This is a genomic window from Rhodoferax sp., assembly GCF_010365055.1.
Classification (GTDB): domain Bacteria; phylum Pseudomonadota; class Gammaproteobacteria; order Burkholderiales; family Burkholderiaceae_C; genus Rhodoferax.
In genome coordinates, this window is record NZ_JAAFHA010000064.1 from 1 (window position 1) to 26,667 (window position 26,667).

19 protein-coding genes and 2 pseudogenes are annotated in these 26,667 nt (G+C 61.1%); 10 read left to right on the forward strand and 11 right to left on the reverse strand.

Features of this window, described 5'->3' with window-relative positions:
* Positions 1-178, reverse strand: a 178-nt coding sequence (locus GZ093_RS13990) for an SDR family oxidoreductase (RefSeq protein WP_296486907.1), incomplete at its 3' end; no start/stop codon positions are given.
* 319 nt (positions 179-497) lie between these two features.
* Here GZ093_RS13990 and GZ093_RS13995 point away from each other — a divergent pair.
* From GZ093_RS13995 to GZ093_RS14035, 9 genes and pseudogenes are all read left to right on the forward strand, one after another.
* Positions 498-3,212 carry a pitrilysin family protein gene (locus tag GZ093_RS13995; RefSeq protein WP_296486878.1) on the forward strand — a complete coding sequence of 905 codons (2,715 nt, stop codon included), beginning with the start codon at positions 498-500 and terminating at the stop codon, positions 3,210-3,212.
* A 160-nt stretch (positions 3,213-3,372) separates the two neighbouring features.
* Positions 3,373-3,994, forward strand: a pseudogene (gene rimP, locus GZ093_RS14000) (ribosome maturation factor RimP).
* Between the two features lie 22 nt (positions 3,995-4,016).
* Positions 4,017-5,513: a transcription termination factor NusA gene (gene nusA, locus GZ093_RS14005; RefSeq protein ID WP_296486880.1), complete on the forward strand. Its 1,497-nt coding sequence runs from the start codon at positions 4,017-4,019 to the stop codon at positions 5,511-5,513.
* A 24-nt stretch (positions 5,514-5,537) separates the two neighbouring features.
* Entirely contained in the window at positions 5,538-8,459 is a 2,922-nt protein-coding gene (gene infB, locus GZ093_RS14010; RefSeq protein ID WP_296486881.1) for a translation initiation factor IF-2, read from the forward strand.
* Between the two features lie 14 nt (positions 8,460-8,473).
* Positions 8,474-8,845 (forward strand): 30S ribosome-binding factor RbfA, encoded by a 372-nt coding sequence (gene rbfA, locus GZ093_RS14015; RefSeq protein ID WP_296486909.1) that lies wholly within the window; start codon positions 8,474-8,476, stop codon positions 8,843-8,845.
* A 5-nt stretch (positions 8,846-8,850) separates the two neighbouring features.
* Positions 8,851-9,885 (forward strand): tRNA pseudouridine(55) synthase TruB, encoded by a 1,035-nt coding sequence (gene truB, locus GZ093_RS14020; protein ID WP_296486883.1) that lies wholly within the window; start codon positions 8,851-8,853, stop codon positions 9,883-9,885.
* Between the two features lie 13 nt (positions 9,886-9,898).
* Positions 9,899-11,722, forward strand: a complete 1,824-nt coding sequence (gene typA, locus GZ093_RS14025; RefSeq protein WP_296486885.1) for a translational GTPase TypA — start codon at positions 9,899-9,901, stop codon at positions 11,720-11,722.
* A gap of 72 nt (positions 11,723-11,794) precedes the next feature.
* Positions 11,795-12,670, forward strand: a complete 876-nt coding sequence (locus GZ093_RS14030; RefSeq protein ID WP_296486887.1) for a DMT family transporter — start codon at positions 11,795-11,797, stop codon at positions 12,668-12,670.
* Entirely contained in the window at positions 12,667-13,809 is a 1,143-nt protein-coding gene (locus GZ093_RS14035; RefSeq protein WP_296486889.1) for an enoyl-CoA hydratase/isomerase family protein, read from the forward strand. The genes GZ093_RS14030 and GZ093_RS14035 overlap by 4 nt, the downstream gene beginning before the upstream one ends.
* A 1-nt stretch (position 13,810) precedes the next feature.
* On the opposite strand, the gene GZ093_RS14040 is transcribed toward GZ093_RS14035, so the two are convergent.
* The 5 genes from GZ093_RS14040 to mltB all read right to left on the reverse strand — a co-directional run bounded on the left by GZ093_RS14040 (position 13,811) and on the right by mltB (position 17,207).
* Positions 13,811-14,638 (reverse strand): anti-sigma factor, encoded by an 828-nt coding sequence (locus GZ093_RS14040; protein WP_296486891.1) that lies wholly within the window; start codon positions 14,636-14,638, stop codon positions 13,811-13,813.
* Positions 14,639-14,654: 16 nt separating this feature from the next.
* On the reverse strand, positions 14,655-15,203 hold the full coding sequence (locus GZ093_RS14045; protein ID WP_296486893.1) for an RNA polymerase sigma factor: 549 nt from the start codon (positions 15,201-15,203) through the stop codon (positions 14,655-14,657).
* A gap of 70 nt (positions 15,204-15,273) precedes the next feature.
* Positions 15,274-15,657: a hypothetical protein gene (locus tag GZ093_RS14050; protein WP_296486895.1), complete on the reverse strand. Its 384-nt coding sequence runs from the start codon at positions 15,655-15,657 to the stop codon at positions 15,274-15,276.
* A gap of 90 nt (positions 15,658-15,747) precedes the next feature.
* Complete coding sequence (smpB, locus tag GZ093_RS14055) at positions 15,748-16,221, reverse strand: SsrA-binding protein SmpB (protein ID WP_296486897.1); 474 nt, start codon at positions 16,219-16,221, stop codon at positions 15,748-15,750.
* Between the two features lie 44 nt (positions 16,222-16,265).
* Positions 16,266-17,207, reverse strand: a complete 942-nt coding sequence (gene mltB, locus GZ093_RS14060; RefSeq protein ID WP_296486911.1) for a lytic murein transglycosylase B — start codon at positions 17,205-17,207, stop codon at positions 16,266-16,268.
* A 519-nt stretch (positions 17,208-17,726) separates the two neighbouring features.
* Here mltB and GZ093_RS14065 point away from each other — a divergent pair.
* Positions 17,727-21,176, forward strand: coding sequence for a DUF748 domain-containing protein (locus tag GZ093_RS14065; RefSeq protein ID WP_296486899.1), 3,450 nt, complete (start codon positions 17,727-17,729; stop codon positions 21,174-21,176).
* A 332-nt stretch (positions 21,177-21,508) separates the two neighbouring features.
* Here GZ093_RS14065 and GZ093_RS14070 read toward each other — a convergent pair whose 3' ends face one another.
* The 5 genes and pseudogenes from GZ093_RS14070 to GZ093_RS14090 form a co-directional block, all read right to left on the reverse strand.
* Positions 21,509-22,228 (reverse strand): carbonic anhydrase, encoded by a 720-nt coding sequence (locus GZ093_RS14070; RefSeq protein ID WP_296486901.1) that lies wholly within the window; start codon positions 22,226-22,228, stop codon positions 21,509-21,511.
* Positions 22,229-22,443: 215 nt separating this feature from the next.
* Positions 22,444-22,962 carry a hypothetical protein gene (locus GZ093_RS14075; protein WP_296486903.1) on the reverse strand — a complete coding sequence of 173 codons (519 nt, stop codon included), beginning with the start codon at positions 22,960-22,962 and terminating at the stop codon, positions 22,444-22,446.
* 329 nt (positions 22,963-23,291) lie between these two features.
* Positions 23,292-25,253: a DUF3488 and transglutaminase-like domain-containing protein gene (locus GZ093_RS14080; RefSeq protein WP_296486913.1), complete on the reverse strand. Its 1,962-nt coding sequence runs from the start codon at positions 25,251-25,253 to the stop codon at positions 23,292-23,294.
* Positions 25,254-25,323: 70 nt separating this feature from the next.
* On the reverse strand, positions 25,324-26,316 hold the full coding sequence (locus GZ093_RS14085; RefSeq protein WP_296486905.1) for a DUF58 domain-containing protein: 993 nt from the start codon (positions 26,314-26,316) through the stop codon (positions 25,324-25,326).
* Positions 26,317-26,329: 13 nt separating this feature from the next.
* A pseudogene (locus GZ093_RS14090) lies at positions 26,330-26,667 on the reverse strand (AAA family ATPase); the annotation flags it as partial.

Sequence of the window (26,667 nt, forward strand, 5' to 3'; positions counted from 1 at the left end):
CCAGCGTGGACCCAAAATCGGCCGCAAACTCGGTGATGCGCTCCTTGAAGCGCTCTCCCACGTAGCTGAAGGCCAGTTCAGCCCCTTGTTGGTGACAGGCTTGCGCGATGCCATAGGCAATGGAGCGCTTGGACAAGACACCGGTAATCAATAGTTTCTTTCCTGTCAGGAATCCCATAATGGTCTTTTCTCTGTGTTCTCTATGCAGTTAAAACGTCATCGTCCCGGCGACGGCCGCAAACCGCTTTGACGGAATTTGCCGCGCTCGCCTGAGGCAGTCGTTATCGACACAGAATTGTCGCATGCGATGTTGATTCTTTGCGCACCCTGAGCTCGGGGCCCCTTCAAGGTTGTTCTATCGGCCAGTGCCAGGACGGCGATGGACCGGCGTCCCGGATTGAGCAGCAACAGGGCGTTTTGGCTTGTGATATGGTCGCCAGCTTTATTGACGGGGCGACAACATGAGACGATGCATCTGGCTGGCGGGACTTCTTTGCTTGACTTTGACAGCACAAGCGCGTGTTGTTGCTGACGGCTTTACCCACGTCAAAACCGTGGGCAGTATCGACGAGTACACCCTCTCATCCAACGGTTTGCAGGTCTTGCTGCTGCCCGAGCATTCCAGCCCGACACTGACGTTCATGGTGACCTACCGGGTTGGCTCAAAAAATGAAGTCACGGGTACCACAGGTGCGACCCATATTCTTGAGCATTTGATGTTCAAAGGCACAACCCAGCGGGACCGCAGCAAAGGCAATAACGTTGACCAGTTGCTGGAGCGCACCGGCGCCAAGTACAACGCGACCACCTGGCTGGACCGAACCAATTATTACGAAAACCTAGCCAGTGAGCATCTTGCCGCTGTCGCCGACATGGAGGCAGACCGCATGCGCAACCTGCTCCTGCGGGAAGAGGACCGTCGACCTGAGATGACGGTCGTACGCAATGAGTTTGAACGGGGCGAGAACTCGCCGATTCAGTCGCTGTACAAGGAAATCTACCAAAGCGCGTTTGTGGCCCATCCGTATCACCACAGCACCATTGGGCATCGCAGTGACATTGAGAAGGTGTCAATTGAAAAACTGCGTGAGTTCTACAACACCTTCTATTGGCCCGATAACGCCACTGTCTCGATCATTGGTGACTTTCAGCCAGAACAGGCGCTGGCGATTGTCAAAAAATCATTTGGCGTTTACCCGCGCTCACCGCAACCGATCCCCGCCATGTATACCGAAGAGCCGGCACAAACCGGCGCCCGTCGGGTGACGGTCAAGCGTGCGGGCCAACTGGGCGTGGTGGCCATTGCCCACAAAATCCCGGCTGCCACCCATCCCGACTACGCGGCAGTCACCTTGCTCAGCGCCATTCTGGCGGACGGCAAAAACAGCCGCCTGTACAAGGCTGTGACTGACAAAAATCTCTCGACCGGCGTTGAAGCCGATGCTGGCTTCAACAGTGACCCCACGGTGCATATCATTTTTGCGCCGCTGGCGCCGGGCGTGAAACATGCCGATGCCGAGAACGCCATCGTGCAAGAAATCGAAACACTGAAGCGGGACGGCGTTTCAGAAGGGGAACTGAAGGCGGCGATTGCCAAGACGCTGGCCGATTCCGCTTTCAAGCGGGATGGTTCATTTGCCGTTGCCGGCAACCTCAATGAGTGCATTGCAGCCGGGGACTGGTCGTTGTTCTATTCCTTGGACGCTGCGGCACAGAAGGTCACAGTCGCCGACGTCAAGCGTGTCGCCCAACGTTACCTGAATGAAGATCAAAGCATTACCGGCTGGTTTGTACCGACTGCAGCGGGTGGCTCAGCTGCGCTGAGCACGCCCAAATCGAACTTGTTCCCGGCGGGTGGCCCCAACTATTACCGCAGTCCTGGCGTCGATGCACCGGGCGTGGCGGATGCCTCGGCGGCAGGGGTTGGCGGCGCTTCAGGCGCCATGATTGCGCCCAACGTTCGGCGCAGCAAAATTGCCGGCATCGACGTGATCGCATACCCGACTGGCGCGAAAGATGTCATCACCGTGCGTGCCTCATTGCCGGCAGGCCGGGCGCTGGGGGGCAAAGGCAACCCCAGCATCCCGATGCTGACCGGCATGTTGCTTGACCAAGGCACTCAAAAACAGGACAAGTTTGCCATTGCTGAAAAGCTTGAAGCCGTTGGCGCAAGCATTGACTTTAGGGTCGGTGTTGACCTCCTTGAAATCAGTGCCAAATCGCTCAAAAAGGATGGTCCCCTGCTGTTGAGCCTGATTGCCGAACAACTGCGCACGCCAGCCTTCTCGGAAGATGAGTTTGCCAAGGCAAAGCAGCAATACGCCGGAGCCCTGCAGCGGCGCCTTGAGAGTACCGATTTCCGTGCTGCGGATGCCTTTACCCGTGCCGTCTATTCCGAGACACACCCCAACCGCAACCCTGCCCCGCAGGCGTTGCTGGCCGCTATTGGTACGGCCAAACTGGACGATGTCAAAGCCTTTTACAAAGCCCATTACGGACCGGCGCACATGACGCTGGTGATGACGGGTGACCTTGACATGAGTACCCTGCAATCGGCCATCAGGCAGTCGTTTTCCGGGTGGTCGGGTGGCGCCAGTGTCGCGGGCAGTACCAAGGCAGAAGTGACCCGGGCGCCGCAGGAGCAAGTGGTCGCCATGGCTGACAAGACCAGCGTATCCGTCATCTTGGGCCAAGCCAGTGGCCTGCGCTACAGTGACCCCGACTACCAGGCGTTGCGAGTTGCCACTGCCATTTTGGGCAGCGGATTTACCGGGCGATTGATGGCCAATGTGCGCGACAAGGAAGGCTTGACGTATGGCATCGACGCCAACCTGGCCAATGACATGCTCCGCGCCGGAGATTGGAAGATTTCCGCCAGTTTTGCCCCTGCGTTGCTCGACAAAGGCATTGCCTCGACCAAGCACCAGCTTGAGCGTTGGTATGAGGCCGGTGTCACAGCTGACGAAATCGAGTCCCGCAAAAGCAACCTGATTGGCTCCTTCAAGGTCAACCTTGCCACGACGAGCGGCATGGCAGACGCTTTGTTGGCCACTGTTAACCGGGGCTACGATGTTCGTTGGTTGGACGAATTCCCGGTGAAAATCAATGCCATCAGCGACGAACAGGTCAACGGCACTATCAAAAAATATCTCAAGCCAGACGACATGGTGCTCATCAAGGCGGGTACTTTGCCGACAGCCAAACAACAGTAAAACTCTTGAAAATCAAGGCACTTAGGCCCAGTTCGTTGGGACGAAAGAGTTGAAATCGGATTTTATTAGGCTATAATTTGCCGCTTCACGACCAAACGGACGGGTTACTACCGCCCGTTTTTTTTGGTCGATTGTTTTTATACAGGGCATTTGAACTCTCGTGGCGTTGAAAGAAATTGTTGAGCAAACCGTAGCCGGGCTAGGCTACGACCTGGTGGAAACCGATCGTTCCGCTGGCGGTCTGTTGCGCAATTGATTTGCCTTGGGATCCGGCGTCGGCTGTTATCTCGGCAGGCGTTAGAGCAGAACAGTTCATTACGGTCGAAGACTGCGAGAAAGTCACGCGTCAGTTGTTGTTTGCGCTGGAAGTCGATGGTGTTGATTACAAGCGGCTGGAGGTCTCCTCGCCCGGTATTGATCGCCCCTTGCGCCATGAGAAAGATTTCGAGCGCTTTGTGGGGCAAGAGATTGACGTCACGTTGAAGGCGCCCATTGGCGCGGCAGCCGCTGGTCAGGTGAGTGCCACGCGCAAGAAGTTTCGCGGAACCTTGGAGCGTGCGCCAAGCGACGCTGGCGAGCCGGGTGTTGCGGCGGGCTGGCAAATCGTCTGGAGCGATGCGCCTGCGGTCAAACCTGGCCAACGAGTCAGTAAAAAGAGATTGCCCGCGCCGTTGCAGGCCCTGGGTTTTACGCTTGATGAGTTGAAAGAGGCGCGCCTGGCGCCCATTGTCAGTTTTAAGGGCCGCGGCGCCAAGGCTGACACCGAGTCGAATTTGGATTGAATTGAAACAGGAGAGTCATGGCATGAATCGCGAAATGTTAATGCTGGTAGAAGCCATATCACGTGAAAAGAACGTGGAGCTTGATGTGGTGTTTGGCGCCGTTGAAGCGGCGCTGGCCCAGGCCACAAGAAAGACTTACCAGGGTGACGTCGACATCCGGGTGGCGCTTGACCGCGACAGTGGCAACTACGAAACCTTTAGGCGCTGGCATGTGGTGCCCGACGAAGCCGGCTTGCAGTTGCCCGATCAGGAAATCCTGTTGTTTGAAGCCAAAGAGCAGATTCCCGACATCGAGGTCGACGAATACATCGAAGAAACGGTGGAGTCGTTGCCGATTGGCCGTATTGGCGCCATGGCGGCCAAGCAGGTCATTCTGCAAAAGATCCGCGACGCCGAGCGTGAGATGCTGCTCAACGACTTCATGTCGCGCGGCGACAATATTTTTGTCGGTACCGTCAAACGTCTGGATAAGGGCGATCTGATCGTCGAGTCCGGCCGGGTCGAGGGCCGCCTGCGCCGCACCGAGATGATCCCCAAAGAAAACTTGCGCGTCGGTGACCGGGTTCGCGCCATGATTATGGAAGTCGACCTGACCTTGCGCGGTGCGCCGATCATATTGTCACGTTCTGCGCCTGAATTCATGATCGAGCTGTTCCGCCAGGAAGTCCCCGAGATTGAACAGGGTTTGCTGGAAATCAAATCCTGCGCCCGCGATGTCGGTTCCCGCGCCAAGATCGCCGTGTTGTCGCATGACAAGCGGGTTGACCCGATCGGCACCTGTGTTGGCGTGCGCGGTACCCGGGTCAATGGGGTGACCAACGAGTTGGCCGGCGAGCGCGTCGATATCGTGCTGTGGAGCGAAGACCCGGCGCAGTTTGTGATTGGTGCGCTCGCGCCGGCCAATGTGTCGAGCATTGTGGTGGACGAAGAGCGCCATGCCATGGATGTGGTCGTCGATGAAGAAAACCTGGCGATCGCGATCGGCCGTGGCGGCCAGAATGTGCGCCTGGCCTCCGAGTTGACCGGCTGGAAGATCAACATCCTGGACGCGGCCGAGTCGGCCCAGAAGCAGGCGAGCGAAACCGATTCGGGTCGCAAGCTGTTCATGGAACACCTTGATGTGGACGAAGAAATCGCCGATTTGCTGATTGCCGAAGGCTTTACCAGCCTGGAGCAGGTGGCCTATGTGCCACTGGAAGAAATGCTTGAAATCGAGAGCTTCGACGAAGACACCGCCAACGAATTGCGCACCCGGGCCAAGGATGCGTTGTTGACCATGGAAATCGCGCATGAAGAGAGTGTGCAGGCGGTTTCGCTGGATCTGAACGATCTTCAGGGTCTCAGCCCTGAGCTGATCGCCAAGCTGGCAACAAGCGGCGTTAACAACCTGGACGACCTGGCTGACCTGGCCGTTGACGAATTGACAGAAATCACCGGCCAGTCTGCGGACGAGGCCAAGACCTTGATCATGAAGGCGCGCGAACATTGGTTTACCAATGACGCCGCTTCTCAAGAGTAATGGTCATGAAAGGTTACCCAACAAATGTTCAGTACGACAGTCGCCGAGTTTGCAAACGAACTCAAGAAATCTACCGCTACGCTGCTTGAGCAGCTCAAGTCGGCGGGCGTTGCCAAAACGGCACCGACCGACAAACTCGATGACGCTGACAAGCAGCGCCTGCTGAGTTACCTGCAGTCGACCCATGGCGCCGCAGGCGCAGAACGCAAGAAGATTACCTTGGTCAAGAAGTCGACCACCGAAATCAAGCAGGCGGACGCCAGTGGCAAAGCGCGCACCATTCAGGTCGAGGTTCGCAAGAAACGCACCTTCATCCGGCGCGAGGATGGCGCTGATGTGAGCGTGGAGGCGCCTGCACCTGAGCCCGAACAGGAAATCGAAGCGATGCCTGCGGTCGACCACGTCGAGTTGGCCCGTCGGGAGGAAGAGGCGCGCCGTCAGGCTGAGTTGATTCGGCGCCAGGAAGAAGAACTGACTGAGCGCCGGCGTCAGCGTGAAGAGCAGGAAGCACGCTCACTCGAAGCCGCTGAAAAGGCCGCTGCAGTAGCCTCTGAAGCTGCCGCAGAAGCCGCGACAGCGCGCGCGCTCAAAGAAAAAAGCAAGCTGCATGCCCCCGCGCAAGCGGTGCCGGATACAACCGAAATCGAAGCGGCCAAGGTTTTGGCTGCAGCGCAAAAAGAACAAGACCTGGCCAAAGAAAAGAGCCTTGCACGTGAAAAAGAGATAGCAGATTCCAAAGCCCGCGCGGCCGAAGATGTGGCTCGCGCGGCTGATTTGGGCGACCGGCGCCGTAAGGCAGAGAGCGAAGCCGCTGCCATTCGTCTGATGATGTCCTCGCCGGCCAAAAAGGCGCCGCCACCGCCCAAGAAGCCCGAAGAAGTCAAGCCGGCCATGAAGGGCACGCTGCACAAGCCAGCTGCTGGGGCCGTGCTGGCGAAGCCCGGGGCGCCTGGCGCGCCGGCTACTGGTGCCGCTGCTGGCGCTGGCAAAGAAGTCAAGTCGGCCAAGCTGTCTAGCAGCTGGGCGGGTGATCCGGCCAAGAAAAAAGGCATCCCAACCCGTGGTGCCACGGCGGCGCCGGGGGCGGGTCGCAGCACCAATTGGCGCGCCCCTGCCCGTGGCGGCAGACGCGGCAGCAGTGATCGCGACCGCGATGACCATCGGGTGCAGGCGGCACCGGTTGAGCAGCGTGTGATTGAAGTGCACGTGCCGGAAACCATCACCGTGGCCGAGTTGGCACACAAGATGGCGGTCAAGGCGTCCGAGGTGATCAAGCATTTGATGAAGCTCGGCCAGATGGTCACCATCAACCAGCCGCTGGACCAGGACACTGCCATGATTTTGGTGGAGGAGATGGGCCACAAGGCGATTGTCGCGGCGCTGGACGATCCAGAAGCCTTTACCGTCGACGAAGTGTCCCAGCAGCAGTCCGAGTCGCTGCCACGTGCACCGGTGGTCACCGTCATGGGCCACGTGGACCATGGCAAGACCTCCTTGCTCGATTACATTCGCCGCGCCAAGGTCGCCACGGGCGAGGCCGGTGGCATTACCCAGCACATTGGCGCTTACCACGTGCAAACGCCGCGTGGCATGATTTCCTTCCTTGATACCCCTGGTCACGAAGCCTTTACGGCCATGCGAGCCCGGGGTGCCAAGGCCACCGACATCGTCATTCTGGTGGTTGCCGCCGACGATGGCGTCATGCCGCAAACCATAGAAGCCATCAAGCACGCCCGGGCGGCCGGTGTGCCGATCGTGGTCGCCATCAACAAGATCGACAAGCCCGATGCCAACCCCGAGCGCGTCAAGAACGAGCTGGTGGTGGAGCAGGTGGTGCCCGAGGAGTTTGGTGGTGATTCGCCATTTGTCCCCGTGTCAGCTAAGACCGGTGCCGGCATTGACGCTTTGCTGGAACAGGTGCTGCTGCAAGCCGAAGTGCTGGAACTCAAAGCGCCGGTCGACGCCATGGCCAAGGGCCTGGTGATCGAGGCCCAGTTGGACAAGGGTCGCGGCCCGGTGGCCACCGTGCTGGTGCAGTCGGGCACGCTCAAGACGGGCGACATCGTGCTGGCGGGCTCCACTTATGGCCGCGTGCGCGCCATGCTGGACGAAAACGGCAGGACCATCAAGACGGCGGGCCCTTCGATTCCGGTCGAAATCCAGGGCCTGACGGAAGTGCCGCAAGCCGGTGACGAATTCATGGTGATGGCCGACGAGCGCCGGGCCCGTGAAATTGCCACCTACCGCGCGGGCAAGTTCCGTCACACCAAGCTGGCCAAGCAACAAGCGGCGAAGCTCGAGAACATGTTTACCGACATGGCCGCGGGCGAGGTCAAGCTGGTGCCGATCATCATCAAGGCCGATGTGCAGGGTTCGCAGGAAGCGCTGGCGCAGTCCTTGCTCAAGCTCTCCACCGACGAGGTCAAGGTGCAACTGGTCTACACCGCAGTCGGTGCCATCAGCGAGTCGGATGTGAACCTGGCGATTGCCTCCAAGGCCGTCATCATCGGTTTCAACACCCGAGCCGATGCCGGTGCGCGCAAGCTGGCTGAGAACAACGGCGTGGACATCCGTTACTACGACATCATTTATGACGCCGTGGATGAGCTCAAGCTCGCCATGTCGGGCATGCTGACGCCGGACAAGAAGGAAGAAGTCATTGGTACCGCCGAAATTCGTCAGATTTTCAAGGTGTCCAAGATTGGCACGATCGCTGGCTGTATGGTCACCGCCGGTGTCGTGCGGCGCACCGCGCGGCTGCGTTTGCTGCGCGACAATTTGGTCATCTTCACGGGTGAACTCGACTCGCTCAAGCGTTTCAAGGACGATGCCAAGGAAGTGCGTGAAGGCTTTGATTGCGGTTTGAATATCAAGAACTACAACGACATCCAAGTGGGTGACGTGCTGGAATTCTTTGAAATCCGCGAAGTGGCGCGGACGCTTTGATGGACTCGCTGTAAATCGTGCGTAAAAAGTCAAAGACCCCCAACCGCGCCTTCAAGGTCGCCGATCAGATTCAGCGGGACCTGACCGAACTGATCGCGCGCGAGCTCAAAGATCCGCGGGTGGGCATGGTCACGATCCAAGGCGTGGAAGTCACGCCCGATTACGCGCACGCCAAGGTGTTCTTCAGCCTGTTGACCGGGGATTCGAAGCTGTGTACCGAAGGCCTGAATCAGGCGGCCGGTTTCTTGCGGGCCGGTCTGTTCAAGCGCCTGCATATCCATACGGTCCCAACGCTGCATTTTGTGTATGACCAGACCACGGAGCGCGCCGCTGACATGAACGCCTTGATTGCGCGCGCGGTGGCGTCACGCGCCAAGGAAGACTAGACCACATGAATGCGCCGCGTGCACGGGTTGCCAGGCGCCCCGTTCATGGGGTGCTGTTGCTGGACAAGCCTTTGGGTTGGTCCAGCAACGATGCTTTGCAAAAAGCCAAATGGCTGATGCGGGCCGAGAAAGCCGGCCATACGGGCACGCTTGATCCATTGGCCACGGGTCTGTTGCCGCTGTGCTTTGGTGCCGCCACCAAATTCAGTCAGCTGCAATTGGAGGCGGACAAAACGTACGAGGCGGTGGCGCGGCTGGGTGTAAAGACCAGTACTGGCGACGCCGAAGGGGTGGTGATTGCAGAGCGGCCGGTCAAGGTGACTGCGCAGGATCTTAGCGAGGTGGCGTTGCGCTTCACCGGGCTGATTCGGCAGATACCGCCGATGCACAGCGCCTTGAAGAAAGACGGCAAAGCCTTGTACGAATACGCACGGGCCGGTGTGGAGGTGGAGCGGGATGCCCGCGAAGTGACAATTTATAAGCTAAATATGACGCTAGCCCCCGTGGATAGTGAATACTCAGCTATTAAAATAGTAGTTAAATGCAGCAAGGGAACCTATATCAGGACCTTGGCAGAGGATATTGGTGAAGCCTTGGGTTGCGGCGCGCATCTAATTGGATTGCGCCGGGTTGAAACCGGTGGCTTCAACGTGGCGCAGTGCGTCACGCTGGCGGCGCTGGAGGCGATGACCGATGAAGAAAGATGGAGCCAGTTGTTGCCGGTGGACTCGCTCCTGGGCGAGCACACGGTGGTCACGCTGGACGGCGAGAATGCAGGGCGTTTTCTGAGTGGCTTGCGCCGCCGGGGAGACTGGCCTGACAGGAGTCAGGTCGCTGTGTACGGCCCATCGACGGGCTCAGGACAGGCACGAGGCGCCCTGTTGGGCACCGCCCATGTGGTGGCGGGAGAATTAATACCAGGGCGGCTGTTGAGTCCGCTTGAGATTGAGCAAATAGTGGGAGATGGCGGATCGGGGCCAGGCGTGCTGTGCGCCGTCCCGTCTTCAGTTCCTGAGAAAACAGATTTTGACCAGATTTAAGAGAAAGTGAACCATGTCGCATAAACAAATCCGAAACATCGCCATCATCGCCCACGTCGACCATGGCAAGACCACCATGGTCGACCAATTGCTGCGCCAGTCCGGCACCTTTGCCGACCACGAAAAAGTGGTCGACACCGTGATGGACAACAACGCCATTGAAAAAGAGCGTGGCATCACCATTCTGGCCAAGAACTGCGCCGTGACTTGGCAAGGCACCCACATCAATATCGTTGACACCCCCGGCCACGCCGACTTCGGCGGCGAAGTCGAGCGCGCACTTTCCATGGTCGACGGTGTCGTGTTGCTGATCGATGCGCAAGAAGGCCCGATGCCGCAGACGCGTTTTGTGACCAAGAAGGCCCTGGCCCTGGGACTCAAGCCGATTCTGGTGGTGAACAAGGTGGACAAGCCCGGTGCGCGTCCGCAGTGGGTGGTCAACGCCGCGTTTGATTTGTTTGACAAGCTCGGCGCCACCGACGAACAGCTCGATTTCCCCGTGGTCTACGCCTCGGGCATCAACGGCTGGTCATCCATGGAAGAGGGTGAGCAGGGTGAACAGTGGGGCCCCGACATGTCGGCCCTGTTCAACACCGTGCTCGAACATGTGCCGCACCAACAGGGCGACCCTGCCGCGCCGCTGCAACTGCAAATCTCGGCGCTCGACTTTTCGACCTTTGTGGGCCGGATTGGTGTTGGGCGCATCAGCCAGGGCACGATCAGGCCCATGATGGACGTGGTGGTGATGGAAGGGCCGGATGGCAAGGCTGTCAAAGGCCGGGTCAACCAGGTCTTGACCTTCCAGGGCCTGGAGCGCGTCCAGACCACGGATGCCGGTCCTGGCGAGATCGTGCTGATCAACGGCCTGACTGACATCGGTATTGGTGTGACCATCACCGATCCGGTCAATCCGATGCCGCTGCCCATGCTCAAGGTCGATGAACCGACCCTGACCATGAACTTCTGCGTCAACACCAGCCCGCTGGCCGGTCGCGAAGGCAAGTACGTCACCAGCCGCCAGATCTGGGACCGCCTGCAAAAAGAACTGCAACACAACGTGGCCTTGCGCGTCAAGGAAACCGACGAAGAAGGCATCTTCGAAGTCATGGGTCGTGGCGAATTGCACCTGACCATTTTGCTGGAAAACATGCGCCGCGAAGGTTTTGAGATGGCCGTCTCCAAGCCACGCGTGGTGATGAAAGACGTGAATGGCGAGAAATACGAACCCATCGAGTTGGTCACGGCCGACATCGAAGAGCAACACCAGGGCGGCGTGATGCAAGCTTTGGGCGAGCGCAAGGGCGATCTGGTCAACATGGAGCCGGACGGCCGTGGCCGCGTGCGCCTGGAGTACCGCATTCCGGCGCGCGGTCTGATCGGGTTCACCAACGAATTCCTGAACTTGACGCGTGGCACGGGCCTGATCTCGAACATCTTCGACAGCTACGAGCCGCACAAGGGCGACATCGGTGGTCGCAAAAACGGCGTGCTGATTTCCATGGACGCCGGCGAAATCTTCACCTATGCGCTGGGCAAGCTCGACGACCGTGGCCGCATGTTTGTGCGCCCCAATGATCCTGTCTATGAAGGCATGATTGTGGGCATCCACAGCCGTGACAACGATCTGGTGGTGAATGCCACGCGTACCAAGCAGCTCACGAACTTCCGTGTGTCGGGCAAGGAAGATGTCGCCAAGATCACGCCACCGATCGAATGCACGCTGGAATACGGCGTTGAATTCATCGAAGACGACGAGCTGGTCGAAATCACGCCCAAGTCGATCCGCCTGCGCAAGCGTTACCTGACCGAGAGCGAGCGCAAGCGCGCGGGTCGTTAACCTTCGGTTTTTGTGGGACAGTCCGCAGTTACGCGAAGCGAACTAGCCCTGTCCCCAACTGATTAAAGACGCATGAGGCTCACGCATAACCGGGCCGTTCTCCTGATGGTGGCGGTGACCCTGATGTGGTCGATCGCCGGTGTCGTCACGCGCCATCTGGAGCAGGCCCGCAGCTTTGAGGTGACCTTCTGGCGCAGCTTCTTTACGGTGCTGTCCTTGCTGGTGATCCTGCCGATCTTTCTGGGACGTGGCGTGTTCGCCCGCATGCGCAGCGGTGGTTCCGCACTGTGGATTTCCGGCGCTTGCTGGGCCGGCATGTTCACTTTCTTCATGCTGGCGATCACACTCACCAGCGTCGCCAATGTGCTGATCACCATGGCGCTGGGGCCTTTGTTCACGGCGCTGGCCGCTCGCCTGTTCATTGGGCACCGCATTGCCCAGCGAACCTGGGTCGCCATCGTCGTGGCGGGTGGCGGCATCGTCTACATGTACGGCAGCAACATCACCCAGGGCGGCAGCCTGCTCGGCACCTTGGTGGCCTTGTGCGTTCCGATCTCGGGTGCCGCCAACTGGACCGTGACACAACATGCCCACGCGCAAGGACATGACGTCGAGCTGATTCCTGCGGTGTTGATTGGCGCGGTGCTCTCGTGCCTGGTGACCTTGCCGATGGCCCTGCCGTTTCAGGCCTCACCGCACGATCTGGTGTTGCTGGCCGGGCTGGGTTTGGTGCAGCTGGCTATTCCCTGCACGCTGGCGGTGCTGTGCACCCGGGTTCTCAAAGCGCCCGAAGTGGCGCTGCTGGGCTTGCTGGAAGTCATCTTTGGCATTTTGCTGGCCTGGGTTGGCGCGGGCGAGGTGCCGGGCCCCAATGTGCTGCTGGGCGGTGCGCTGGTGATCGGGGCCTTGGCTCTCAATGAACTGATTGGATGGCGGAACCGCGCATGACGAACGTTGGACTTAAATTGCAGGACCCCGCGTCAAGCGATGAGGCAAGCCACGTGCTGAGCGAGGTACGCGGCCAGGTCGGCTTGATCACGCTGAATCGGCCCCGGGCGCTGAACGCACTGTCGCTGTCGATGATCCGTGCCCTGACTCAGTGCCTGCTCGCCTGGCGTGATGATGCCCGGGTCAAGGCGGTGGCGATTCGTGGCAGCAACAAATCCGGCCCCTTCGGCGCCTTTTGCGCGGGCGGTGACATCCGCTTTTTTCATCAGGCCGCGCTGGCGGGCGACCCGGCGCTGGAAGACTTCTTCACCGAGGAATATGCGCTCAATCACCTGATCCACAGCTACCCGAAACCCTTTGTTGCCTTCATGGACGGCATCGTCATGGGCGGTGGCATGGGCATTGCCCAAGGGGCCAAGGTCCGCATCGTCACGCAGCGCACCAAGATGGCCATGCCGGAAACCAACATCGGCTGGTTTCCGGACGTCGGCGGGGGCTATTTTCTGAGCCGCTGTCCTGGGCATACCGGCGAGTGGCTGGCTCTGACTGGCGAAATCCTGGGTCCCGCCGCGGCGCTGGCGCTGGGTCTGGCCGATGTCCACTTTGACGCCACCGAACTGCCGTCAGCCTGGGAGGCGTTGGCCCAGCTCAATTTTGATCACGCCACTGCCATCGATTCCTGGGTTGCTATGTATTCAATAGCTGCACCCGCTTATTCCACGGGGGCCAGGGGCCAAATTGATCATTATTTTGGACTGGATTCCGTGGCCGCCATGGTGCAGGCGCTGGAGGCTGACGCCGACGAGTGGGCGCAAGCGACGGCAGTCACTTTGCGCCAGCGCTCGCCCCTGATGCTGCAAGTGACGCTGGAACAAATTCGCCGCGCTCGCTCCTTGAGCTTGGCTGATGACCTGCGCATGGAGCGCGACATGGTGCACCACTGCTTTGCCCCCCGGCATCTGGGGTGTAGCGCCGGCCAGAGCGAGACGGTTGAGGGCATTCGCGCGCTGGCGGTGGACAAAGACAACACGCCGCACTGGAACCCGGCCCGAATTGAAGACGTGACGCCGGCAATGGTGGCGCCGTTTTTCAGCAGCCCGTGGACGCCCCAGACGCATCCGCTGCGGGCGCTTAAATAGATCAAAGCTGGCGATACACCGCTTCTGCCAGTTTCATAAGCGCATCTCGCGGCACCGGCCCGGCCAGCGCATAGCCAAAGCCCTGGTCGATCCAGTAAAAACTCGGTGTCGGCCCGTCAGCGCGAAACTGGAAGCCAGTGTCACGGACGTCAGCGCCAGCCGCAGACTTGTCCAAGGCGCCGAGATAAAGCGTGATGCGGGTACCGGCCGCATTCTGGAACATGAACTGCGCCCGCGCACCGGCTTCGCCTGGCAGCAGGCGTCCGCCTACCAGGTCATAGCCTTGGGGCGCCAGATTCGGCACCTTGAGCGGCTTGCCGACACGCTTGGACAGCCACTGCACCAGGTGCGCCTGCTCCGTGGCGCTCACTTCCACCGGGTGCCGAATTTCCGGGGCGTACACCGCGTGCGCAACGGCGGCCTGGCGCGCGAAGTCCGGCGCGGCCGCTGCGCTGGCCAGCACGGACGAGAGCGCCTGATTTTGTCCCTCACCCTGCCAGGCCGTGTGGGAGAACCAGCCCACCCCAAACGCCAGCATGACCCCGGCGGCCATGCCACCCCAGCGCCACCACTGGTTGATGTCCTGCTGCGAGGCAGCGGTTTGTTGCGCCGCTGTCATCAGCGTGGCGGGCACCGGCTCGTCCAGAGTGGGCTGATGCAGGCTGCGCAGGGCGTCACGTTGCTGGCGCCACTTCACGACCGTGGCCTGCGCTGCGGGGTCTTGGGCCAGCCGCGCTTGCAGGGCTGCCAGCGTGACGGGCGCCAGCTGCTCATCCACCAGTGTGTGCATTTCGTCTTCGGTCAGCGGGCGAGAGGGGGTCCTGTTCATGGTGTTTTCCGGTGGCTTATTTCAGGCGGCGAAGGGACGGCGCCTGACTCGTCGGCGTGCCGCTCGCTGGCTGCGAGGCGGCGCTGTGGGCCGGTGCATCCAGCAGTTCCTGCAAACGGCTACGGGCGCGCGACAGGCGCGACATCACGGTGCCAATGGGCACTGCAGTGATTCGCGCGACATCCGCGTAACTCATGTCCTCCAGGCTGACCAGCAGCAGTACCGCCCGCTGGTCCGTTGGGAGCCGCATCAGGCAGCGCTGCAAATCAATGGCATGGTCCAGACCCGCGTCGGCGGCTCGCAGTTCGTGGGCCACATCGTCAATATCGACGGTGCCGCCCGGTGCCTGCCGCCTGGCTGTGCGCACCGAGTTGGCAAACAGGTTGTGCATCACCGTGAACAACCACGCACGCAGGTCCGAGCCCGCCGCCCACAAACGCCATTTGCTGCAGGCGCGCTCCAGCGTGTCCTGCACCAGATCATCGGCGGCCCAGGCGTCGCCCGTCAGCGCGCGCGCATAACGGCGCAGCGCGGGGATTTGATCGACGATGGGCTGCGCGCTCATTCAAGCAGTTGAGAACAGCGCCTGCTCGCTTCGAGCAGCGGTGGTCTGTCCCGCCATGACTCAGCAGCACTCACGGTTTGGCGGTCTGCCACACCTTGTTGAACCCGTCACCGGTCTTGTCGCCCGGCTTGCTGTCTTTCGCCCAGTAGTACACAGGCTTGCCTTTCACCGCCCATTGCTTGCTACCGTCGTCACGCGTGATGACGCTGTAGTCGCCCGCGGCTTTGTCAGACTCGGTGGCCATGAAAGGCGGCCAGTTGGTTGCGCACGGACCGTTGCAGGCCGATTTGCCGCTGCCAGCCACATCTTTGTCGAAGGTGTAAAGCGTCATGCCGTTGGCGCCAACCAGTACGCCATCAGCCACCATGGGCGGGGCGGCATACAGGGAGCCGCAAGCTGCCAGGAGGGCGAGCGTCAGAGACCGGGACAGGTTGGCGCGAGAGGTGATTTTCATGATGAACTCCTGAGTTGATGAACGCAAACAAGCGTTTGCACAGGGATAAACACCAGTCGCGACCCATTTATTCCATTAAACGAAAAATATTTACCGGTGATTGCTCTTCATCGCACGCTCCACCTCACGTTTGCCTTCGCGGTCCTTGATGGTGTCGCGCTTGTCGTGCTCGGCCTTGCCCTTGGCCAGTGCGATCTCGCACTTGATCTTGCCGGCTTTCCAGTGCAGGTTCAGCGGCACCAGGGTGTAGCCTTTTTGCTCGACCTTGCCAATCAGGCGCTTGATTTCTTCCCTGTGCATCAGGAGCTTTTTGGTGCGTTGCTTGTCCGGGCTGATGTGGGTCGAGGCGGTGCCCAGCGGCTGGATCTGCACGCCGATGACAAACAACTCGCCATTGCGAATGACGACGTAACCGTCGGTGATCTGGACCTTGCCTTCACGCAGCGACTTCACCTCCCAGCCCTCTAACACCAGCCCGGCTTCAAAGCGCTCTTCGAAAAAATAGTTGTAGGCCGCCTTCTTGTTGTCGGCAATGCGGGAGGCGGTTTCAGGTTTTTTGGCCATAAGGTAAGGTTCAGGTCTCAATCAGGGAGGGCAGGGCCGGTCAATTATTGACTGCGCTCGCGTGCCATTTCTTGCATCACTTCCTGGCCCAGTTCAATCACGGCCATGGCATAGTAGCTGCTCCAGTTGTAGCGTGTGATGGCATAGAAGTTGTCGGTGCCGGCCACGTAGCTGGGGGGTGCATCGCCATTTTGCAACTCCACCAGCGCCAGCTTGCCCGGATGCTGCAAGGCGGCGCCTTCCAGCACAGCGCCCTGAGCCACAAACTGCTCGGCGCTGAAGGTCGGCAGGATATCAGGCGCCATGAGCGCCGGCAGGTTCAAAGTCGCGTTGTCAAATCGCACCGGGTAATGGGTCGCCATACCGGGTTGCCAGTTGAAGGCGTGAAAATAGTTGGCGACCGAACCAATGACGTCGGCCGGACTGTTGAACAGGTCCACCCGGTCGTCGCCGTCAAAGTCAATCGCGTACTTCACCCAGCTCGAGGGCATGAATTGCGGCATGCCCATGGCGCCGGCAAAACTGCCCAGCGGAGTCAACGGATCCACGCCCGTGCGATGCGTCAGGCTCAAGAACTGCTCCAGTTCGGCCAGGAAGAACGCGCTGCGGGCTTGCGCGCGCGGGTGGCTGACGGGGAAATCAAAAGCCAGCGTCGTCAAAGCATCGATGACCCGAAAGCTGCCCATTTGCTGGCCGTAGATCGTCTCCACCCCGATGATGCCGACGATGATCTCGGCCGGCACGCCGGTCTGAGCTTGCGCCCGCGCCAGCGTCTGCCGGTTGTCTTGCCAGAACTGGACGCCGGCCCTGATCCGCACCGGGTCGATGAAGCGGCTGCGGTAAAGCTGCCAGTTTTTGGGCGTTCCCGGCGGCGGTGGTTGGATGTATCTGGCCACTTGCGGCAAATAACGGGCATCCCCAATGGCCTGGCGCACCCAGTCAGGGGGCAGATCGCGCCGTGCCGCGATGTCGTCTGCCGCCAACATGGCGTCAGCGCGCTGCGCGTAGACCGGCCCGGGTAGCGCGGGTTGCCTGCTGGGTTCCTGGTGGAGCGCCAGTCGGCCCTGGCGCACGGTCCGCCTGGCGGGCTTCGCTCTGCGCGCCAGCTTCATGGTTTTTGCCGTTGGCGCTGCCGCCAGGATAACTGCTGCAGGTTTGGCATCATTTAGAGCTCTAGCCCCCGTCGATAGGGCGCAAGTAGCTATAAAAAATGTAGTAAATAAAAAAAGCTTGGGAGTCAAGGGGGCCAGTGCAGTAGTTTGAGTTCGCGTTCCAGTGTAGCGAGGTGTCAACACGGCACCAGTTGCCAGCGGTGATTCAGAAAACGCCGGTCAAATTCCAGATGAAAGTTTGAGCAATGCCAAGACCCGGCACCCATCAGACGGATCATGCCCCTGCGAATGCGCCCTGCGTCCTTGCCCAGTTCGGCAGGCAAAGGGGCATACTTATATGTGCGGCGTTGTTTTTCGCCCGCCAAGACAACACAAGTGCATCAAGGGGTAACCATGGCGAAACAGAGCGTTCAGCCGACACACAGTCGGTGGAAACGGTGGGCGGCCGGCGCGGCCGGCTTGCTGGCCGTGTACGCAATAGCTGGATTTTGGCTGGTTCCCCTGCTGATCCAGCATCAGGTCCCCAAGTTGGGGCAGACCGAACTGGCGCGCCAGGCGACGATCGGCGAGGTCCGTTTCAATCCCTTCACTTTGCGATTGGAGGTGCAGGATTTGCACCTGGCCGAGGCCGATGGCGCGCCCTTATTCGCCATCGGCAAACTCACCGTGGAACTGCAATGGAAGTCCCTGATCCGGCGGGCCTGGAGCTTTGCCGACATCCGCATCACCGCGCCGAGCGCGAACCTGGCGATCGCGCCGGACGGCAAATTCAATCTTGCTGAACTGTTGCTCACGCTCGAGCGCCGACCGCACGAAGCGTCCGCCGACACCAGCCTGCCACGCGTGGTCATCGAGCAATTTGCGCTGGAACAGGGCAGGGTGGTCATGCACGACCGGCGGGCCGGCTATGACAACTCCTTTTCGCCGATCGATTTTGCACTGAACAATTTCAGCACCTTGCCGGAGCAGAACGACACCCATACCTTCACGGCCCAGTCCGCGCGCGGCGGCAAGATGCGCTGGAAGGGCAAGGCATCGGTGAACCCAATCCGCGCCAGCGGTGAAGTCACCCTTGAAAACGCCTCGCTGCCGGAGCTGGCGGTTTATCTCAAGTCGTACACCCATGCGCGGGTGGCAGCCGGGCAACTTTCCGCCACCTTGCCTTACCGCCTGTCCTATGCCGGCGGCAAGTTCGAAGCCGCACTGGAAGGCGCCAAGGTGTCGCTGCGCGATCTTGCGCTGGCGCGCGAGGGCGTCACCGATTCCTTTGCAACGCTGACGCGCCTTGACGTCAGCGACGTCAACGCCGATCTGGCAAGCCGGCAGATGACGGTGGGCGAGGTCCGCGTTGACGCCGGCAAGCTCAGTGTCAAACGCGACGCCAAGGGTGAACTCGATCTGGCCAATCTCATGATCGCCGCTGCGGGCCCAAAGGCGGCCTCGGGGCCGCCTGCCGCGGTGGCGGTCAACAACTGGAAGTTGGCGGTCAAGCAGGTACTGATCGATCAGGTGGCGATCAGCGCGGTGGACGAAACGGCCACACCGCCGCTCAAGGTGGACGCGGGCAAGGTCCGGTTGCAGCTGCAGGTTGCTGCCGAGCAGGCCGGCGCCAACTTTCAACTGAAGCTGTCCGAGGCCGCCTTTTCGCTCGCCGATCTGACGATTGCCAGCGGGGCACAAACCCCGTTCAGGCTGGCGCAACTGGGTTTCACGGACGGTAGCCTCGACCTTGCCGCCCGGCAGGCGGGTGTCGGGCGGCTCTATGCCGAAGGTGGGCAACTGCAGATCGAGCGCGAGCGGGACGGAAAACTCAATCTCATGGCACTGTTGCCTCGATACGGCGGCAGCGAAGCGCAAGCGCCAGCGCCTGTGGTGGCGCCCGGCAAGCCTTGGGTCGCCGTGGCCAAGACCGTGGAATTGAGCAAGTTCGGTGCCGATGTGGCGGATCACAGCGCGGGCGTCAAGGTTCAGGTCACCGACCTGGCTTTGACACTCGAAGGCGCCAGCAGCGATCTGAAGCGACCGGTCAAGTTCAACGCGGGCTTGGGCCTGCGCGAAGGCGGGCAGTTCGCGGCGCAAGGCAGCGTGGTCCCGGCCAGCGGTGAACTGCAGGCCGATGTGCGTCTCAAGCAGCTCGCGCTGGCGCCCTTGCAGCCCCTTCTGGCCCACTATCTGAAGCTGAAAATCGCCCGCGGCAATGTCTCCGCGCAAGGGCGGCTCAGCACTGGCGCGGGCACGGCCAAGAGCCCGCGCCTGCGCTACGTCGGCGCGCTCAACGTGGCCGGGCTGACGCTCAACGAGGTGGACGGCGGCCTGTTCGCCGCGTGGAAGAACGCAAGCGCCGACAAGTTCACGGCCAGCCTCAACCCCAACCGGCTCGACGTCCCGGAATTGCGTATCGTCGAGCCCAACGCCACGCTGATCATCGAAGACGACCGCAGCTTCAATGCGGCCCGCCTGCTGGTGCGACCGGACGCTGCCGACCCGAAGGCCGTGGCACCGACGACGCCGACAAAGGCTGCGGACGACCCGTTCCCGGTTCGCATCCGGCGCCTGCGCCTCCAGAACGCCAAGCTGGACTTCACCGATCTCAGTTTGCGCCCGCAGTTCAGCGCCAAAATATACGAGCTCAACGGCGTGATCAACGGGCTCTCGTCGAACCGCGAGGCACGCAGCCAGATCGAGCTTGACGGCCGGGTCGACGAGTTCGGCCTGGCGCGTATCCGCGGCGAACTCAACCCGTTCGCGCCGCGCAACAACACCGACATCAACGTGGTGTTCAAGAATGTCGACATGGTGGCGACCTCGCCCTACACCATGAAATTCGCCGGCTACAAGGTCGCCGAAGGGAAAATATCGCTGGACCTGCAATACAAGTTGCGCGACAGCCAGTTAGAGGGCAGCAACCAGATCGTCATTGACAAGCTGACCTTGGGCGAGCGGGTCGACAGCCCCGATGCGCTCAAGCTGCCGCTGCAACTGGCGATCGCCATCCTCAAGGACAGCGACGGCCGCATCGAACTTGGCCTTCCCATCTCGGGCAACCTCAGTGACCCGCAGTTCAGCTATGGCGCCATCATCTGGAAGGCCATCGGGAACCTGCTGAGCAAGATTGTCACCGCGCCGTTCCGAGCGTTGGGCAACCTGCTGGGCGTCCAGGGCGAGAAGCTGGAGTCGATCGACTTCGACGCCGGCAGCGCCAAGCTGCTGCCCCCGGAGCGCGAAAAGCTTAAGCAGGTGGGGCAGATTCTGGCCAAGCGCGCGCAGCTGAAATTGTCGGTGCCCGGACAATACAGCGAAGCAGCGGATGGGGCCGCCTTGAGGGCTCGCGCGGTGCGGGTCGAGATCACCCGCCGTGCCGGCATCAAGCTCCAGGCAGGCGAAGAGCCCGGTCCGGTCGACCTGGGTGACCGCGCGCTGCGCGGTGCGATGCGGGACCTGTACGCCGAGCGCTTTGGCGAGGCGGAACTCAACCAGCAGAAAAAGGCAGCCGAAGGCGGTGCCGCCGCACCCGCTGCTGCGGCGAGCCTGCCGAGCATCCAGACCGAAGCGGCCCAGGCGAAATTGCCAATCTGGCAGCGCGTGAGCAAGCTGATCCAGGGCGAGCCACAGGTAGCCGATGCCAGCGCCTTCTACAACCAGTTGCAGCAGCGCCTGAACCAGAACCAGCCGCTGGCCGCCGATGTCCTGGCCACGCTGGGCGCGCAGCGCGCCGCAGCGATTCTCGCCGCGCTCCAAGAAGCCGGTGTAGCCCCCGCCCGCGTCGCGGTGGCGGCGCCAGAGAAGGTCGAATCCGATGTTGGCAAGCCGGTGCCGCTCAAGCTGGGGCTGGCGGCGCAGTGATGGGACGAGAACTTATGCAAGTTATTGGTGAAGAACGGTGGGCTCACGTTTCGCGAGGTCATTAACCACCCACAGAGAATATCGCAGCCCAGAAAGATTTCTCCAAAAACAATGCTGAAGGTCGCACGACTGAGCACTGGAGTCCGCCTTTCTACTGCCGCAAAGATACATGGGAGTCGCTCACGACCGGCAGCTTTCCGGTTGTCCAGTTCAACTCCAGCCCCCCGTGTCAATATGACCTGAGACACTTATCCGACATGACAGACTACAGGTTATTGGTCGGCGATGTGACGACGCCTTCTCCCCAGATCTGCCAGACGATTCAAGCCTGATCAGGAAAAGTATTCAACACGCCCATCATCCAGATCGTAACGAGCGGCGATTACTTTGACTTTTCCGTTCTTGACAAGTTCTGCAACGATACTGCTTTCGGTAGTGATCTTGCGGGCCGTCCGGATTGCGCTTTCGCGAATGGTGTTGTCGACAAAGTCTCCCGGCTTGCCCACCACCGCTAGAGCGGCAGGTACGATGGCATCGACCATTGGACCAATAGAGGCAGGAAACTTAGTCTTCTTCTCGACAACCTCACAGGCCGCAGACGCTGCCCCGCAGCGCTCATGCCCCAACACAACAATCAACGGGACACCCAAAACAGCTGCGCCGTATTCAATCGTGCCCATGGTGGCTGTGTCCACCATGTTGCCAGCGTTGCGAGCAACGAACAATTCGCCCACACCCAGCCCGCCAAACAACAACTCGGGGGGTACACGGCTGTCGGCACAGGAAATAATCGTGGCCCAGGGCGCCTGACTCTTCGCGACATGTTCACGCTGTGCCCCAAGTTGGGCCGAGCATAATTCCGGCGCATTCACATATTTCTCGTTACCCGCCTTGAGCTTGGCCAACGCCTCGTCTGCGCTCAATGCAGTCACCGCACCGCCGGCAGCAAACGCAGGCGCTGCTGGCAGTACAAAACCGGTCAACGCGCCGTATGCTGCAACAGACAAAAATCCACGCCGGGAAGACAGGCGTTCATCGCAAATGAAACACATAGTAAAAGTCCTTTTTAAGTTTTGTGAGTGAGTTAGCTTATGAAAGCAACGCCTGAAAGATAAGGTGGATGACGGGCAAGCCAAATCTTGAGATTGAGACTCAAGCGCTCAAACGACTTTGCAAGCAGACCTCATCAGTCTAAAAAAGAGCAGCACACCCTAAGTGTTCGGCCATTTTTCCAGGGCCGACGTCAAGCCCGGGTCCTGGTACGCTCCTACTTGACGTTCAACTGATCCTTCGTCTTCAGCTCAATCTGCTCCTGATCTTTCAACAGATCGCGTGTTTTCAACAGAATTTGATCCTGCGCCTTCAACTGGTCAAGGGCTTGGAGATGAATTTTTTCCTGATCCTGAAGCTGGTCACGCGTCTGCGTTTTCAGTTGGTCCTGAGTCTTGAGCTGGTCACGGATCTGAGTCAATAACCGATCCTGGGTCTTCAACTGGTCACGGGTTCGGGTGAGCAACTGATCCTGAATCTTGAGTTGGTCACGGGTTTGGGTGAGCAGCTTGTCCTGTACCCTCAGTTGTGCCCGGACCTGCGCCTGCGTTTGAACCATTTCCATGTTCTGAGTCATGACCCCACCGGTACCGCCTGCGCCTGAGCCACTTGCGCCTGAGCCACCTGCGCCTGAGCCACTTGCGCCAGCACCTGCAGCACCTGCAGAAAATGTCGCTGTGCCGAAAGTGAGGCCAACAGCGATCGCCAAGGCCGCTGGAATAAATGTCTTTTTCATACTGTCCTCCATCTCAAAAATATGGGAAAAATGAAACCAAAACGCCTCTGCCAACCCGCGTATGGCGCACCTCGGTGATGCCAGCAGACTGCAGTGACCGACTAATCTAGGATTCAATCTGAGGTGGCTCGTTGATAACTCTCATTGGTGATTGATACGAACGCTGGGGGCCTTCAGTTGGGGTACTGGCGCCAATGTCCGGTATCGCGCGGGCAATTTGAACTTCTGTAGATCCGCTTCCGCTGCATTGCGGGTGCAGACTATTTTTGGCTCTAGCCCAAGTGGATAGGACTTAGATTGCTCACAAAAATGAAGTAATGACTTTGAAGTCACGTGGGCCAGTGCAGCCGTTTGAACTCACGCTGAAGCGTCACGAGGCGCTCGTGCTGGGCGCTGGGCGGCGCATAGCGCAACGCTTCCAGGCGCAAGAGCCAGTCGCCGATGCGCCGGGCTGCCGGGTGGTCGGGGCCGAGCTGGGCGCGCAGCTGCTCGGCCAGGCGGCGCGGGGGGCTGTTCGGGGCCAGTTGAACGCCCGCTTTTTGCAGTCGCTTGGCCGCTTGCGCCAGCAGGCGCAGCCACGGGTCCTGGCGGGTGCGCTCCCACAGGGTCCAGGCCGCACCTCCCAGGCTGGCCAGCACCACGATGCCGATCAGCAGGTAGATCAGGTCTTCCCAGCTTGGCGACGCAAAACCCAGGTTTTTGAGCAGGTTGAGCTGCTTGCGCTGCGTGTAGTTCAGCACCGACTGGTTCCAGCGGTTGTTGACGGCGTCCCACACGGCGCGCAGGTTCAAAGCTAGCGCCGGGTTGACGTTGCCGAGCAAGGCCTCGGTGATGACGCCTCGCGGCGCCTGCAGGCGCTGCAGGCTGCCCACGCGGCCTGGTGCCACGGCGGCGGTGGGGTCCACGCGCACCCAGCCGCGCCCGTTCAGCCAGACTTCGGTCCAGGCATGCGCGTCGCTCTGGCGCACGGTCCAGAAACCGTCGACGGGATTTTGTTCGCCACCCTGGTAGCCGGTGACGACGCGCGCGGGCAGGTTGAGCGCGCGCATCAGGATGACGAAGCTCGAGGCGATGTGTTCGCAAAATCCTTCTTTGCGGTCGAACCAGAACTCATCAGCCGTGTCGCGGCCATACACGCCGGGCTCCAGGGTGTAGACGTAACCGCCCGTGCGCAGGCGCTCGAGCAGCGCCGCGATCAGTTGCGTCCCGTCGTCCGCGGCATAGCGCGGGTCGCGCCGCAGCTCGGCGGCCAGTTGCAGCGTGCGCGGGTTGAAACCAAAGGGCAGTTCCAGGTACTCCTGCAGACCCGCCACCGGGCGCCGCGGGCCGTGGCTGAACTGGGGGTAGCTGCTGGCGGTGTAGCGCAGCAGGTCGGTGATCGGGCGTTCCACCTGCCACTGCAACTCGGTCGTCATGTGCGGGTTGAAGCCCGTCACCACAGGAGCGCTGGGCGTTGCGTCCAGCAGCAGCAACCAGGGGCGTTGATTGGGCTCCAGGGTCACCTGGTAGTTGACCGGCGCGCCCTGCACCTGCAGGTTGGGCAGTGGCTGCATGCGCGCTGGCAGTCCGGAGCGCAGCGGCTGCCAGCTACGCCCGTCAAAACTGGAGAGTACCGGCCCGCGAAAGTACAGCTCGGACTGGCGCGGTGGCGTGCCCTCAAAGCGGATGCGCATGGCCACGCTGTCATCGAGCGCCAGGCTGGCGATGGTGCCGACCTGCATCGTGGCCGACAAGCCGCTGCGCCCGCTCATGGCGTCGCTGGGCACACCCCACAGAGGTGCCATGCGCGGAAACAACATGAACAGCACGACCATGATCGGCGCGCCCAGCAGCGTCATGGAGGCCGCGATGCGGGCCGACTGCAGCAAGGGCGGCCGGCCCACCGGCATGTGGGCGTTGACCAGGGCGGTCAGCAGGCCCAGCAGCGCGATCAGCATGGCGCCCGCCGTCAAGAGCGACTGCGAGAAGAAAAAATTGCTCAGCATCATGAAGAAGCTGAGGAAAAACACCACAAAGGCATCACGGCGGGCGCGCAGCTCCAGCGTCTTCAGGGCCAGCAGCACCATGATCATGGTCAGGCCGGCATCGCGCCCGAGCAGGGTCTTGTGGGTGAACAGCGTGGCGCCCACGGTCAGCACCAGCAGCAGCCACAGCCACCAGCGTGCGGGCAGCGGCCGCACGGTCACGGCCAGCCAGCCGCGCCAGAGCATGACCGCGCCAGTGAGCAGGCTGCACCACAGCGGCAAATGGCTCACCTGCGGCAGCGCCACCCAGGCGATCACCGCCAGCATGAAGAGGGTGTCGCGGCTGTCGCGTGGCAGCCGCCGCAGGTGATGCAGTGGGTTTAACACAGCCGCGGCCTCAAGTTCCGTGCAGCGCCAGCGCCTGCAGGCAGCGGCGCTTATGGCTTTCACCGTGGGCGGGCTTGATGTCCAGTCCCCCCAGCCGCAGGCCGTAATCGAGCCCCTGCTGCTCGGCCTGCAGCACCCAGGCGCACAGGCGCGAGAGTTGCTGTTCAGTGTGTGAAATGCCGGTTTGCTGCGGCTCCAGCCACAGTTCACGGCGCTGCACCTGCTGCGTGTCGCGGCTGACGAGCTCGTCGGCCTTGGCGGCTTTTTTCCAGACTACGAGTTTGAGCGGGTCGCCACGGCGGTAGGCGCGGATGCCGTCGTAGTCACCGCTGCCCGGTCCAGGCGCCGCGGCGGCGTCGCCTGCGCGGGGCTCACCCAGCGGCAAGGCGGGTGCGTGGGGCTCTGGTGCCGGATAGACCAGCACCTGGGCGGCCGGGCGCCACACCGTCCAGACCCGAAAGGTGCCCAGCGGAAAGCGGGTCTCGGCCGTGAGCGCGGGCACGCGGTGCAGGCCGCGTCGCTCTGGTTTGAATGCGACGTGCACGGTGGCGTTGGCTTGCGCGGGCACGTCGGTCCAGCTCCAGTGGTCCGAGCCCAGCAAGGCCAGCCCAATGCCATACCGGGTGCTTTTGCGCGGGTTCTCCATATTTATGAAAATTATGGCTGTAGCCCCCGTAAATACTGGGTCAGTAGCTATTAAATGAAGAGTGAGTCCACGCAATGTCGCGTGGCACACATGCATCGCCACCAGGCTGCAGCCGGCCAGCAAGAAGGTCAGCAGGTAACCCAGGTTGAGTTGGTAGTTGATAGAGGCCACCAACAGCACCAGCAGCGTGATCCCCAGCATGAAGCCCGGGCGCGTGGGCAAAATGTAGACGTTGCGCTGGGTTAAGGTAAAGATGTCAGTCAGCGGCAGGCGGGCCTGCCACCAGCGCTGGAACTGCGCGCGCACATAGGCCACCGGGTGCAGCAGCGGGTGGGGCAATGACGGTACGACGGGCATCGGCTCAAGGCCTTCAGGGCAGCGGCACCGCATCCAGCAGGGCGCGTACCTGCTCGACCGCGCCGCGGCCCGCATCCCCCAGAGGCAGCAGGCGGTGCGCCACGGTTTGCGCCAGAATGGCCTGCACGTCATCGGGTGCCACGTAATCGCGCCCGCTCAGCAAGGCCTGCGCCTTGGCCGCGCGCACCACGGCAATGCTGGCACGCGGGCTCAGACCCTGCAAAAACCACCTGCCCGAGCGGGTGGCCGCCACCAGATCCTGCACATAGTCCAACAGCGGCGCAGCCGCATGGACGGCCAGCACCTGCTGCTGCAGCGTCTGCAGCTCGGTCGCACTGAGCAGGCTCGGCA